This is a genomic window from Pirellulales bacterium (assembly GCA_036267355.1).
In the GTDB taxonomy this organism is placed as follows: domain Bacteria; phylum Planctomycetota; class Planctomycetia; order Pirellulales; family DATAWG01; genus DATAWG01.
Window position 1 is genome coordinate 38,662 of record DATAWG010000076.1, and the last position, 13,050, is coordinate 51,711.

Below are 13,050 nucleotides of genomic sequence, written 5' to 3' on the forward strand. Positions count from 1 at the left end.
CCCCTCACCCTATCCCCTCACCCTAATTCTTGCTCCACTCGGTGCCGCCGGGCCGGTCTTCGAGCGTGATTCCGAGCGCGGTCAATCGTTGCCGGATTTTGTCGGCGGTCGCAAAATCCTTGTTCTTGCGAGCGGCGGCGCGCAGATCGATCAATAGCTCCATCAACGGGGCAATCAACGAATCGTCGGCCGACGATTTCTGCTCGACCGGCTTGCGGAACAGGCCGAGGGTGGTGGAGAGTTCGCGCAGCGTTTTCGCGGTTTGCACCAGTGTTTTCATTTGATCGGCGGTCGGTTGCGAGGCGACTTCGAGCCGCTCGCTATCGACGAATTTGTTGGCAAGCCGGACGAGATCGAAAAGCGTGGCGATGGCCGAGCCGGTGTTGAAATCGTCGTCCATCGCTTCTTGAAATCGGATCCGCATTTCGGCGACTTGCTTCAGTGTGGCGTCGTTGCCCGGATCGAATTCGCCGGCGGTTCGTGTGGACGGCGCATCGAGCATATAGAAGCTTTGCCCGGCCACGCGCTCGAAGCGCTTGAAGAAGCGATAAAACGCTTCGATGCTGCGGCCTGTTTCGGCCAATAGCTCTTCGCTGTATTGGATGGGGCTGCGGTAGTGCGTCGATAGCAGGAAAAAGCGAATCGCTTCGGGCGCGTGCCGCTGAAGCAACTCGGTGAACGGCGTCGCTCCGGTCGATTTGCTGATCTTGCCCGCCTGCTGCGCCGATTGTTGCGAATCAACATCCTCCGTCTGACCCCCGCCCCCTGGTCCCTGGCCCCTATCGCCGCGGCCGCCGACTTTGCCCGCTGCTCCGGCAGCCTGCATCAGGCCATTATGGAGCCAGTATTTCGCCTGTGGTTTGCCGTGGCAGCATTCGCTCTGCGCGATTTCGTTTTCATGATGCGGGAAGACGAGATCGAGGCCGCCGCCGTGGATGTCGAACGTCTCGCCCAAAATCCGCCGGCTCATCGCCGAGCATTCGATATGCCAGCCGGGGCGGCCTGTGCCCCACGGGCTGTCCCATGAGGGTTCGCCCGGCTTGGCGCTTTTCCAGAGCGCGAAATCGGCGGGCGAGCGTTTTCGCTCGGCCATTTCGCCCCCTTCGCCTTGCACGCTCTCCAGCGTGCGATGGCTGAGCTTGCCGTATTCCGAATCGCGGCCGACATCGAAATACACATCGCCGGCCGAGGCGTAGGCATAGCCGCGGTCGATCAGCGTTTGCGTGAGGCGGACGATTTCGTCGATGTTGTCGGTCGCCTTGGGGAAATGGTCGATCGTGTCGATGCCCATGGTCTCAAGATTTCGCATGTAGTCGGCTGTCATTTCCGCGGCAAGCTGCGGCATGGGAATGCCGCGCTGGCGCGATTCGACGATCAACTTATCGTCGACATCCGTGATATTGACCACCCAGGTAACTTTATAGCCGCAGTAGGTGAGATAGCGCTTGATGGCGTCGAAGATCACGGGGCCGACCATGTGGCCGATGTGGCTCGGCTTGTAGACCGTCGGCCCGCAGAGATAAATCCCGATGCGGCCGGGTGTGACCGGCACGAGCGGCTCTTTGTTGCGACTGAGCGTGCTGTAGAGCCGTAGCGGGGCGGGGGATGGGCCGCCGGCGATTGCTGACGCGGATGTGGACGACATCTTTTCGGCTTTTACCGTGCTCATAGATTCGATGCTGAACGTTTCGTGGTTCTTTGCGAGGTGCAAGAAAACGGCCACATTGTAGCAGGCATACTCCGTGTGCCGTCCGCGCGCCGCTTTATCCTCGCACCACCGCAGACGGCACACGGAGTGTGCCTACTACGTTGATTGCGGCTTCGCCGCATTTTTCCGCAAAGCGCGCTCGGGGAACGCGCCCCGCCGAATTCCGTTGCCCAACTTTAACCGCCACGCTTGATTAACGCGACGCATTGGGCGGCGATGGCTTCGCGGCGGCCGACCGCATCAAGGCCCTCGGCGGTCTTCGCTTTCACGCCAACCCTTTCGGCGTCGATACCGACCAACTCGCCGATGCGGCGGCGGATCGACAATTTGTAAGGAGATAGTTTAGGTAGTTCGGCAAAGACGATACAGTCCAGATTTTCGATCGTCCAACCCGCGGCGACGACGTGCCCCACCGCGGCCTCGAGCATTTGGCCCGAATCGCGGCCGCGATTGGCTTCATCGCTGTCGGGAAACAGTTCACCAATATCCCCCAGCGCCGCCGCGCCCAGCAGTGCATCGGTGATCGCATGCAGCAGCACGTCGGCATCGCTATGGCCGACCGAACGCTGATCGTGCGGCATATCGATGCCGCCCAGCCGAAGCGGTCCGCCTGCTGCGAGGCGATGCGTGTCATGGCCGATGCCGACGCGAAACTGGAGCGAGCCGCGAGTTTCCATCGCGGAAATTATAGTGGAAACCTCGGCCGCTCGGCGAGTGGGCGTGGTGGGTGAGTCGGATCAATTGGCGTCGATTCCGAGTTGCTTTCGGATCAGGCGGCAAAGAGTGTCTGCGACTTCAGAATGCCGTGGAACGGGTGCCTTGAAACCGTTCGCGGGATTCCGGTAAAGGTCGTGCCGGGAGCCGTGTCGATGCAGAACTCACCCCGCTCGTTCCAACTCTGCGAGAAGCTGCCGCCGCCTCAGGCGTCGACCGTCAATTCGATTGTCTTTGAGCCTTCCGGCGGCGACTCCTCTTCGTCCACGATCATTCGATAGGCATCGCGCACGTTGTCTCGAAGCTCGGCCAGCGCTTTTCCCTGACTGAACACGCCGGGTACGCCCTTGAGCCGACCAACATAGAGCTCCCCGTCCTGCCAGTATTCGAGCGTGAAATGAAGTTGCATGACCGAAAATGTTCTATCTTCGTTGGGGAATCGCAGTTACCAAATGACCTGCTCGATTAAAGCGAGTCAGGCGATTCGCCGGAGCGCGGCTCACGGAAGACGGTTTGTCAGCGGGTGGACCGATCGGAACTCGCCATGCCTAGAAGTCAGCCGGACTCGCCGCGGCGCGCGGGGCCTTCTATAATCGCCTCATGCCGACGATCGAAATCTCCGGGCTCTCCAAGGCCTATCGCGTTTATCAGAAAAAAGAGGGCTTGCTGGCGGCCGTGCGCGGGCTGTTTGGCCGGCAGTATCGCTACGTCAATGCGGTCCGCGGCATCGATCTGACGGTGGAGCAGGGCGAGTTCGTGGCTTTTTTGGGGCCGAACGGGGCCGGCAAGACCACCACGCTCAAGCTGCTTTCCGGCGTCATCACGCCAACGGCCGGCATGGCCCGGGTGCTGGGGCATGTCCCCTGGCGGCGAGAGAACGCCTATCGCCGCCGCTTTGCCCTCGTGATGGGGCAAAAAAACCAGTTGTGGTGGGATCTGCCGGCTCAAGAATCATTTCGCCTGCACCAGGAGATTTATCGCATCGAGCCCGCCGCCTTCGACCGCACGCGCGACGAATTGGTCGATCTGCTTTCCGTGCGTTCGCTATTGCAACAGCCGGTTCGCGAGCTATCGCTCGGCGAGCGGATGAAGATGGAATTGATCGCGGCCCTGTTGCACTCGCCCGACGTGCTCTTTCTCGACGAGCCGACGATCGGGCTCGACGTCGTCGCGCAGCACAATGTGCAGGCCTTCTTGCGGCATTATCAAGAACTCCGGCAAATCACGATCCTGCTCACCAGCCATTACATGAAAGACGTGGCGGCGCTTTGCCGCAGGGTCGTCGTCATCACCGGCGGGCGGATCATGTACGACGGTTCGCTTTCCGGGATCATCGACCGCTTCAGCAGCCATAAGATCGTGACTCTGCAATGGGCGAGCGAGCATGTGCCGGGCGATCTGTCGCGCTATGGCGAATCGCTCGAGAGCATCGCGCCGAAAACCCGCTTGCGAATCCGCCGCGACATCGTGCCGGAGGTGCTGGCGTCGATCTTGGCCAATCACCCGGTGGAGGATGTGAGCGTCGAGGATCCTCCGCTGGAGCAGGTGATCGCCGAGTTGTTTTCGCAAGTCGATGCCGAAGCCGCCGCCGCCGACTTGGTGAAAGAAGGCCACACCTAGCAAAACCGCGTCGTCCCTCGCTTGCGGTTTCGCGCGTCGGTTCGCTGCTAATTCAAGACGCTTCAGAGCCACGACCGTTCCCTCCAGATGTCTTCCCCATCCGCAACTCACCGCCTTCCCGCCAACCCGCTGCTTGCCCGCGCGCACACTTGGTGGGTCATTCTCCGCATTTCGATGGAAGAGCGATTGGTTTATCGCGGCGAATTCATGTTCGGCACGCTGATGCGGTTTCTGCCGGTGATCACGCAACTTTTTCTCCTCGCGGCAGTGTTTAACGGCATGAGCGGCGACCAGGCGTCCGGTTCGACGGCCAACCACACCGGCGGCGCGACGCGCATTGCCGGCTACACCTATCCCGATTACATCGCCTATTATCTGCTGACGATGATAACCCGCGCCTTTTCCAGCATGCCCGCGCTCGCCTCGGGCATCGCCCGCAGCATCCGCGACGGCACGATCAAGAAGTTTTTGATTCAGCCGGTCGACATGATTGGGTTCTTGCTGATCGGACGGGTGGCGCACAAGCTGGTGTATTATCTCGTGGCCACGTTGCCGTTTGCGCTGGTGTTTTATCTTTGCCGCGGTTATTTCACGCACGGTTGGCCGCCGGCGCCGGAGATGGCGGCATTCGTGGCGGCGCTGGTGATGTCGTTTCTCTTGGGTTATTTTCTCGACGCGGCGATTGGATTGATCGGTTTCTGGTTTCTCGAGGTGAGTTCGTTGCTGTTTATCTACATGCTGCTGAGTTATTTTCTCTCGGGCCAGATGTTTCCGCTCGATTTGCTCGATAAATTTACGATTGTCGGATCGATTTCCGCGGGCGACCTGTTGCGTTGCACGCCGTTGCAGTATTTGGCCTATTTTCCCGCCACGATTTTTCTGGGAAAAGTTCACGGGGCACGCTTGGTGTGGGGCCTCGTCGGCGAACTGGCGTGGTTGTTGGTATTGATGGGCATTTGTCGATTGGCATTCAACCGCGGCGTGCGGCGATACAGCGCCTACGGCGGCTGAACGAAGTCCCTCGCGGACGCTTCGGGCTACTGTCGAATCGGGACTCCGAATACCAGCCCGAAGCGTTAGCGAGGAACGCCCCGCAACAACGCGAATTTCTTGAGTGTTCACATCACCCGCTTTCAGCGAATGTCGCAATTAAACCGCTATCTCCGTGTGCTTGGCGTGTTCGCCCGAAACAGCTTGATTCGGTCGATGATGTTTCGCGCGAATTTCATCTTGGAATCGATTTCGAATCTTGCCTGGGTGGTGCTGAATCTGGGGCTTTATGTGCTGCTATTCAGCTACACGCGGCAGATCGGCAGCGGCTGGACCGAGTACCGGTATTTCGTGTTTCTGGCGACGCTGCAATTGATCAACAGCCTTGTCGAAGCGTTTCTGATGCCGAATGTCGAAGAGTTCAGCGAGCTGGTGCGAAGCGGCGATCTGGATTTCGCACTGCTCAAGCCGATCGACACGCAGTTTTTGGTATCGCTTGCGAAAATCGATTGGTCGGCGTTGTCGAATTTCATTTTCGCAGGCTGTCTGCTCGTGTTTGCGCTCGTGCATCTCGATTATCTCCCGAGCTTGGGTGTGGCGCTTTTGTATCCGCTTTATATCGCCTGCGGCGTGGTGATCTTGTATAGCTTGATGATCGCGTTGGCTGCCACGACGGTTTGGCTTGGGCGGAATCAATCCATCTACGATTTTTGGTTCTACATCACGAATTTCTCGCGCTATCCAATGGAGATTTTTACCGGACCGATGGGCGCGCCGCTGAAGTTCATTTGCACCTTTTTGATTCCGGTGCTGGTGGTGGTCAACGTGCCCGCCCGGATTCTCGCCAAACCGCTGACGGCGGAAAGCTGGCAATTGGCGGTCTTCGCACTGCTGGCCACCGTCGTCAGCTTGGCCGCCGGCCGCTGGCTGTTCAATCGCTCGATCCAGAGCTACCGCAGCGCAAGCAGTTAGGTTCGCATGCGGCGTCGCGCACCGCGTGGCGCAAGCCCAGGGAAGGCCAGAAACGCGGCGGCCATGTGGTAAACGCCATCCGGGCCTTCCCTGGGCTTAAGGCCCCCGAGACTGTTTCGCCCCTCGGCGGTCGCGGCTAGAATAAATCCCCCATCGCACACTTTTGCCCTGCGCGCTTGACCCATGAAACTCGCCTTCAGCTCCAACGCCTACACCAATTTCTCGATCGAAGACACCATCGCCCGGATCGCGGCGGCGGGCTACAGCGGGATCGAAGTTCTCGCCGATGTGCCGCACGCCTGGCCGGCCGGGTTGCTCGAAGAACGCAAGCAATCGATCCGCGACGCACTGGCCAAACATCAACTGACGATCTCGAACATCAACGCGTTCATGATGAACGCCGTCGCCGACCCGCGGCAGGCCTATTGGCATCCGGGATGGATCGATCCCGACCCGCACTATCGGGCGATCCGCCGCGAACATACGAAGCGGGCGTTGCGGCTCGCGAGCGAACTCGGTGCTCCGTGCATCACCACCGAGCCGGGCGGCCCGCTCCTGCCCGGCCAGTCTTGGGACCAAGCGGCGCAAACGTTCTACGACGAATTGATGCCGTGCGTTGAATTGGCGGAGGAATTGAAAGTGCGGCTGCTGGTCGAGCCGGAGCCGCATTTGATGATCGAAACCTTCGGCCAGTATTTGCAATTCATGCAGCGGTTCACGTCGCCGTGGGTCGGTTTGAATTTTGACGTGGGGCACGCCTATTGCGTCGGCGAGAATCCGGAGGATTGGGTCAAGCGAATGGCCCCCTTCACGCGGCATTATCATTTCGAAGACATCGCCGCCAGCCGGGTGCACCAGCATCTCGTCCCCGGCACCGGCGCGATCGATTTCGCCGCGACGCTTTCAAGAATCGCCGCGACCGGCTACGAGGGCTGGCTCACGGTCGAGCTATATCCCTATGTCGAAAACCCCGACGCGGCGGCCCGGCAGGCGCGCGAGCATTTGACCGGAGTGATGAAACAGGTCGGGATTGCGGTGGAGTAAGCCGTGGAAGAGCGAACCGTGCCGCCGGATGACGCTTCCAACGAGCCGCCGCCACCGGCGGATCGGTTGCGAGCCTATCTGCAATTGTTTCGCACGCCCAACGTGTTTACGGCGATCGCCGACCTGACGATGGGCTATCTGTTTGTTCGGCCGAGGCTCGAACCGCCGCAATATTATGTCCCGCTGCTGCTTGCCTCGGGGCTGATGTACACCGCGGGCATGGTGCTGAACGACGTGTTCGACATCGAAATCGATCGCGTCGAGCGCCCCGAGCGGCCATTGCCTTCCGGCCGGATCGAGCTCGGGTGGGCGCGGCAACTCGGTTTCGAAATGCTGTCGGCGGGGGCCGCGCTTGCGGTGGTCGTGGCGGTGCTGTTGCGCGATTGGCGGCCGGCCGGTTTGGCCGTCGGGCTGGCGGCGCTGATCGTGCTCTACAACCGAGTGCTTAAGGCCACCTTTCTCGGCCCGATCGCAATGGGGGGCTGCCGATTCTTGAATGTTTTGTTGGGCATGAGCGCGGCAAGCGCGGCGTGGGAGGGCAACAACTACCTCATCGCCGGCGGAATCGGAATCTACATCGTGGGCGTGAGTTGGTTTGCCCGCGGCGAAGCGGAAGACGACATTCATCGCGGTCCGCTTTTTTGGGGAACGATTCTCATGGCGTTGGGCATTGTGCTGCTGGCCTCGTATCCGCGCGCCCATTGGACCGGCGGGCAAGACGTTGCCGCGGTGTTTCGTCAACATCCGGAAAACCTGGCTTGGCTGCTGCTGGCGTTCACGATTGGCTTCCGCACCGTTCGGGCCATCGTGCAACCGTATTCCGTGTTCGTGCAAGAAGCTGTCCGCTACTGTCTCATGTCGTTGATCACGTTCGACGCCATCATCACCTTCGCCCATAGCGAAAGCATTTGGCTCGCAGGCGGGATCTTTGCCCTCGTGCTGCCGATGACCATTCTCGGCCGCTGGAGCTACTCGACGTAGCGGCGAGGGGCGAAGGGCGAGGGGCGAGGAACAGAAAACTGGACCCACACTTGACGATGGGAGGATGATTTTCGCTTGCGCGTATCTCGCCCCTAGCCCCTAGCCCCTAGCCCCTCGCCCCTTCCCCGATGCTTCTCGCCTACAACACCAACGGTCTGGCGCATCACGATCCGATCGAGGCGATCGAGTTGTTGGCCGAAATTGGTTACCGCGGCGTCGGGCTGACGATCGACCACGGCTTGCTCAGCCCACGCGATCGTGCGGAGCGGCATCGAGCTGCGCTGCAAGAATTTCAACGAGCGCTCCGCCAGTTCGGAATGCGGAGCGTCGTCGAAACCGGAGCCCGGTTTCTGCTCGATCCACGGCAAAAGCATGAACCGACGCTGATGACGGCCGATCCCGAACGGCGCAAGCTGCGCGTCGAGTTTTTGCGCTACGCGATCCGAACGGCCGCGGAGTTGCAAAGCGATTGCGTTTCGATCTGGTCGGGCATTCTGCGCAACGCTCCGAATGAAGCGTCTTTCAGCGACGCTGCTGCTTTCGAGCGATTGATCGACGGTCTTGCGCCGGTTTGCGACTACGCTTCGCGACAGGGAGTGATCGTGGCATTCGAGCCAGAGCCGGGAATGTTTATCGACACGATGGATCGCTTCGAGCAACTGCTGGCCCGATTCGATCATCCGGCATTGCGGCTGACGATCGACCTCGGACACCTCCATTGCCAAGGCGAGACGCCGATCGGCGAGCAATTGCGGCGCTGGGCATCGCGGCTTGTGAACGTACACATCGAAGACATGCGGGCCGGCGTGCACGAACATTTGATGTTTGGCGAGGGAGAAATCGAATTTCCGCCGATTTTCGCCGCACTTCGCGAGATCGACTATCGTGGTTTGGTGCAAGTGGAACTAAGCCGGCACAGCCATGAAGGGCCTAGCGCCGGCCGCCGGGCGATGGAATTCTTGCGCCCGATGCTGCCGCCGACTGGTTAGCCCAACGACTTGCCCGGGGTGCCTGACTGGATTTATTCTCGCCGCAAGCTGGACCCGGCCCGACGAATCTGGCAGAATAATGCTGGCTAGCCATCCGCAACGGGACACCGAGCCAAAGCGGCGGCGGAATCGCCGGTATCAGGCCGGCAGTTGTCGGCGAACGGTTCGGATGTGGATGATTCGCTGGCCGGGCAAGGGCGGTTGACGGTCGGCCGATCTTTTCTTACCGACCCCAGCATAGAGGAGAGACTGCGATGACTCTTTCGCGATCGGCTCATGCAATGGTGGCACCTCCGGTGCCGGATCGTTCGCCATCGATTCAATCCAAAGCGGCTCGGCGAAAGCGGGCCCGGGCAATCCTCCGAGCAAATGCCGCCCGCAGCGCCGGCTTTACGCTCGTCGAACTGCTCGTGGTGATCACGATCATCGGCATGTTGATGGCGCTATTGTTGCCCGCGGTAAACTCGGCTCGCGAATCGGGTCGGCGCCTCCAATGCCAAAATAATTTGAAGCAAATCGGCGAGGCCGCGCATTTATTCCAAGCCGATTTCAATTGTTTCCCGGGCTATTGGAGCCCGGCAAGCGCTTCGAATTCAACGCCGGTGACGTGGCCGGTATCGCTCGCCCGGTACTTGGATCAGATGAACCTCTGGAATCTGGTGAGCACCGGCGGCACCCCGCAGCAGACATTTTATTGGGACCTGATGGTTTGCCCGAGCAATCCGCCGCTGACGAACCAAGGCCAGTGGCTTTCGTATGTGATCAATTGCGGTTTATACAACAACAATACCAATGCCGCCGACGGCGTCGCCTTCAACCAAACCACGACCCCGTCGGGCCCCAAAACTTCGAGCGACTCGATGCTCGCCGGCAAAGGCGACAGCTACACGCTTCTCGCCTCGGAAAACACGCTCGGCATCATCACCTCGAACTCCACGGGTTGGATGCAAACCTCGGCCGCCAATACAGTCCAATACGCGGGCATGTGTTGGCAAAGCACGAACACGGCAAACATCGCTCAGCAGCCGAACGGCGACCATTCCAACGCCAGCCCGCCGACTTCTCCCGCGGTGATTACCGACTATGCACGTCCGTCGAGCAACCATCCGGGCGGAGTGAACGTCGTGTTCTGCGACGGCCACATCCACTTCCTCCGCCAGGATGTTCCGTACTACGTCTATCAGACGTTGATGACGACCAACCCGGCCAAGGCCGATTTCCCGTCCGGCTCGTCGGCCATCGGTTACCTCCTGAGCGACGGGGATTATTGATCGAGCGCCCAATTGAATCGGGTCGATAGACTTGGGGCGGATGTTAACTGGTTGGCCATATTTCGCGGCCGTCAGGCTAGAAAGCCTGACCTACGGTGAGAGCAGTCTGAGCGCGGTGTGCCAGTGGCAAGCGAAGTCTGCCAGTGTGAGCGCCTCGCAGGGTTCGCGCCGCCTACGATCGCCCGCGTTTGCGTCCTGCAAAATACCCACGTCAAGCGGCGCATCGGCACTGGCAGACTGCGCTTGCCAGTGGCACACGCAGTGGCGCCACGCAGTGGCACACCACTGCCCTTGTGAATGGCACACCAGTATCACAGCCGACCGCGATCGCAGCACAGGCATCTGAGCCTGACCTACTTTTTGCCGAGTTGGCGTTGGCGGCGGAAGAATTCGGTGAGGATCGCGCCGCATGGCTCGGCCAGCACTCCGCCGCTCACCTCGGCTTGGTGATTGAGCCGCCGGTCGGCCAGCAGTTGATACAGCGTTTGCACCGCGCCGGCTTTCGGGTCGGCCGCTCCATACACGACTCGCGGAATGCGGGCCAACACGATCGCGCCTGCACACATCGCGCACGGCTCAAGCGTCACGTAGAGCGTGCAACCTTCGAGCCGCCAGTCGCCCAATTCGGCCGCCGCTTGCGTGATGGCGATCATCTCGGCATGCGCCGTCGGATCGCGCAGCGTCTCGCGAGAGTTGTGCGCCGCGGCAATCACTCGGCCATCGCAAACGATCACGGCTCCCACAGGCACCTCGTTCAAGGCCATCGCCTGCCGAGCCTGGTCAAGAGCGGCGTGCATGAAAGGGGCAGAGGCGAGGGGCGAGGGGCGAGCGACGAGGGGACGCGCAAGCGAATCGGACGGCCGGTCGTCGTTCATTGTTGGGTCGCCCCCGTTCTTCTTCACTCGCCCCTCGCCCCTCGTCCCTCGCCCCTGCTTTGCCTCGCCCCTAACTCTTCTTCTTTCGCTCGATTTCGACGGTGATTGGCCGGGCGACGACATAGCCTTTTTCGGCGGCGGCGGATTTTGCGATCGCACGCAACAGCACGGGACCGGTGCCCAATTTGTCGCTGTCCAGCATCAGTTCGCCTTCGGGGCCGGTGATGCGGCCGACTTGCCGGCTATCTTGAAAAACCGTGATCCATTCGGCGCCGGGCGCCTTGGCCGAGATGTGGATCCGCATCCCCTCGCGAATCTTTGGCTGCGAAACGCGCCAATCGAAGCTCAGCCCGTGGTTTTCGACCGTTACGTCGAAGATCGCTTCGCCTTGCGTTTCAATTGGGCTGGAGTCGATGGCCACGACACGAAGTTCGAGATTGCCGTCGGCCACGGGCGTGGTGTCGAAATCCAATGTGCCGCCCGCGCCGCATCGGCCGACACGCTGGCCACCGGCAAAAAGTTCGAAGCGATCGACGTCGGGGCCGCCGGCAGCGACCGACGGCTTCAGCAGCAATCGCCCGTGGACCGTGGCTCCCGGTTCGACGCCCGAGACGTGCACGGTAGGAATGCGTGCCCAGGGCCGGCAAAGCGGATCGCCGACGATCAGCAGTTGATAGGGCCCCCACACCGATTGATAAAACGCCTCGGCGAGCGAGCAACCGCGGGCGTAGTGGACTTGGATCGCGGGGAGTGGAAATTTGTTTTGGATCGCATACGGTTCGCAGACGGTGCCGCTGGAGCCGGCGGCCCCGTAGCGCAGAAAATCGGTCAGCGGCGTTTGCCCCGCCCCGGCACTCAACACCCCGCCGAAACTCGTGAGATTGTCGACGATCGCGCCGGGGAGGATGGTGCTTTTCGAAGCGGACCAATTCACGTCGGCCGAGCCGAGCATGGCCCCTTGCACGTCGGGCTTGGCGTGCGGCGCCGTGGCGTCGACAATTTCCGCGGCCACGCCCAATTTCCGCAGCGCGGCCACCGCGGCCGCGAATCCGCCTTGCCGGGTCGTCGAGCGAACATCGCCGTGCCGCAGGTAGTAGATGGTTCCCTTGGGCATCGTGCCGTCGGCCGCCGCGCTGCGATCGAGATATTCGAGCACCTCGGGAATCGTGTTGCCGCGCCCACTGGTGACGGCCAGCATCGTGGAAAGCAAATAGCGGCTGCCGCCCGATTCGAGCAGTTCGCCCTGCGGGCTCCAGCCATACCAGCCGCGAAACCCATGCGAAGCGCCGATGCCGCCGGCCGCATCGGGCTGCCGCACGTAGTTGTTGGACTTCAAGCTCGCGTAGTGCGGCGAGCGCTGCAAAACGGCTTGATACAAATAGGTCAGCGAATTCAGCGATGCCGACAGCAGCGGCGCCTTTTGTTGCTCGGGGGGCGCATCGGAAGCGAAGTCGATGCGCGTGGGAAAATCGCTGGAGTAGACGACGTAGTCGATCTGCTCGCCCAGGCCTCGTTCCGAAGCGGCCCGCAATGCCGGCTCGAGAATCTTCTGGCGAAACGTGTCGATGTCGGTCGAGTCGGTGCTTCCCTGCCAATCCAGATGGAGCACATTGCCGGGCGGGATGTGCCGCAGGCGGCAATAGTGATTCGCCACCGTCAGCGACGCATCGCTATGGGAATTGACCACGATCAAGACATTTTCCGGCCCGCCGCCGGCGTCGGCCTGGGAGCCGAACGAGCACGCCAAGCCCCAGATGGCCGCGAAGGCGATGGCACGGAAAACCGGCGGCATGGATTGGGAACGCAATTTTGGGCGACCGCCGGCGACCAGCCTGTTGAAAAAGGGGACGGGCGCCGAGCGGCAAAGCGAAACGTGCGACAAGCCG

Annotated in this window: 11 protein-coding genes and 1 pseudogene; 7 read left to right on the forward strand and 5 right to left on the reverse strand. The window is 61.1% G+C overall.

The genetic code is table 11. The annotated features are described in order from the left end of the window. Positions 1–22: 22 nt before the first annotated feature. The 3 genes from cysS to VHX65_11925 form a co-directional block, all read right to left on the reverse strand. Positions 23–1,669, reverse strand: coding sequence for a cysteine--tRNA ligase (cysS, locus tag VHX65_11915; GenBank protein HEX3999249.1), 1,647 nt, complete (start codon positions 1,667–1,669; stop codon positions 23–25). Between the two features lie 215 nt (positions 1,670–1,884). Beyond that, positions 1,885–2,385 carry a 2-C-methyl-D-erythritol 2,4-cyclodiphosphate synthase gene (gene ispF, locus VHX65_11920; GenBank protein ID HEX3999250.1) on the reverse strand — a complete coding sequence of 167 codons (501 nt, stop codon included), beginning with the start codon at positions 2,383–2,385 and terminating at the stop codon, positions 1,885–1,887. 242 nt (positions 2,386–2,627) lie between these two features. After that, positions 2,628–2,831 (reverse strand): hypothetical protein, encoded by a 204-nt coding sequence (locus VHX65_11925; GenBank protein ID HEX3999251.1) that lies wholly within the window; start codon positions 2,829–2,831, stop codon positions 2,628–2,630. A gap of 191 nt (positions 2,832–3,022) precedes the next feature. On the opposite strand from VHX65_11925, the gene VHX65_11930 reads away from it, so the two are divergent. From VHX65_11930 to VHX65_11960, 7 genes are all read left to right on the forward strand, one after another. After that, positions 3,023–4,042, forward strand: coding sequence for an ABC transporter ATP-binding protein (locus VHX65_11930; GenBank protein HEX3999252.1), 1,020 nt, complete (start codon positions 3,023–3,025; stop codon positions 4,040–4,042). A gap of 87 nt (positions 4,043–4,129) precedes the next feature. Further along, positions 4,130–5,053 carry an ABC-2 family transporter protein gene (locus VHX65_11935; protein ID HEX3999253.1) on the forward strand — a complete coding sequence of 308 codons (924 nt, stop codon included), beginning with the start codon at positions 4,130–4,132 and terminating at the stop codon, positions 5,051–5,053. A 129-nt stretch (positions 5,054–5,182) separates the two neighbouring features. Continuing rightward, positions 5,183–6,004, forward strand: a complete 822-nt coding sequence (locus tag VHX65_11940; GenBank protein ID HEX3999254.1) for an ABC-2 family transporter protein — start codon at positions 5,183–5,185, stop codon at positions 6,002–6,004. Positions 6,005–6,187: 183 nt separating this feature from the next. Continuing rightward, on the forward strand, positions 6,188–7,048 hold the full coding sequence (locus VHX65_11945) for a sugar phosphate isomerase/epimerase family protein (GenBank protein HEX3999255.1): 861 nt from the start codon (positions 6,188–6,190) through the stop codon (positions 7,046–7,048). A gap of 3 nt (positions 7,049–7,051) precedes the next feature. Beyond that, positions 7,052–8,029, forward strand: coding sequence for a UbiA family prenyltransferase (locus VHX65_11950; protein ID HEX3999256.1), 978 nt, complete (start codon positions 7,052–7,054; stop codon positions 8,027–8,029). Between the two features lie 128 nt (positions 8,030–8,157). Continuing rightward, on the forward strand, positions 8,158–9,018 hold the full coding sequence (locus VHX65_11955) for a sugar phosphate isomerase/epimerase family protein (protein HEX3999257.1): 861 nt from the start codon (positions 8,158–8,160) through the stop codon (positions 9,016–9,018). A gap of 254 nt (positions 9,019–9,272) precedes the next feature. Beyond that, positions 9,273–10,289 carry a DUF1559 domain-containing protein gene (locus tag VHX65_11960; protein ID HEX3999258.1) on the forward strand — a complete coding sequence of 339 codons (1,017 nt, stop codon included), beginning with the start codon at positions 9,273–9,275 and terminating at the stop codon, positions 10,287–10,289. A gap of 356 nt (positions 10,290–10,645) precedes the next feature. Here VHX65_11960 and tadA read toward each other — a convergent pair. Then, a pseudogene (tadA, locus tag VHX65_11965) lies at positions 10,646–11,086 on the reverse strand (tRNA adenosine(34) deaminase TadA). Positions 11,087–11,234: 148 nt separating this feature from the next. After that, positions 11,235–12,956, reverse strand: coding sequence for a hypothetical protein (locus VHX65_11970; protein HEX3999259.1), 1,722 nt, complete (start codon positions 12,954–12,956; stop codon positions 11,235–11,237). Between the last annotated feature and the right edge of the window lie 94 nt (positions 12,957–13,050).

What these genes read in the sequence shown, in the direction of transcription:
- VHX65_11940 (HEX3999254.1), top strand. Translation starts at nt 5,183, where the DNA reads ATGTCGCAATTAAACCGCTATCTCCGTGTGCTTGGCGTGTTCGCCCGA.
- VHX65_11925 (HEX3999251.1), bottom strand. Translation starts at nt 2,831, where the DNA reads ATGCAACTTCATTTCACGCTCGAATACTGGCAGGACGGGGAGCTCTAT.
- VHX65_11945 (HEX3999255.1), top strand. Translation starts at nt 6,188, where the DNA reads ATGAAACTCGCCTTCAGCTCCAACGCCTACACCAATTTCTCGATCGAA.
- VHX65_11955 (HEX3999257.1), top strand. Translation starts at nt 8,158, where the DNA reads ATGCTTCTCGCCTACAACACCAACGGTCTGGCGCATCACGATCCGATC.
- ispF (HEX3999250.1), bottom strand. Translation starts at nt 2,385, where the DNA reads ATGGAAACTCGCGGCTCGCTCCAGTTTCGCGTCGGCATCGGCCATGAC.
- VHX65_11970 (HEX3999259.1), bottom strand. Translation starts at nt 12,956, where the DNA reads ATGCCGCCGGTTTTCCGTGCCATCGCCTTCGCGGCCATCTGGGGCTTG.
- VHX65_11960 (HEX3999258.1), top strand. Translation starts at nt 9,273, where the DNA reads ATGACTCTTTCGCGATCGGCTCATGCAATGGTGGCACCTCCGGTGCCG.
- VHX65_11935 (HEX3999253.1), top strand. Translation starts at nt 4,130, where the DNA reads ATGTCTTCCCCATCCGCAACTCACCGCCTTCCCGCCAACCCGCTGCTT.
- cysS (HEX3999249.1), bottom strand. Translation starts at nt 1,669, where the DNA reads ATGAGCACGGTAAAAGCCGAAAAGATGTCGTCCACATCCGCGTCAGCA.
- VHX65_11930 (HEX3999252.1), top strand. Translation starts at nt 3,023, where the DNA reads ATGCCGACGATCGAAATCTCCGGGCTCTCCAAGGCCTATCGCGTTTAT.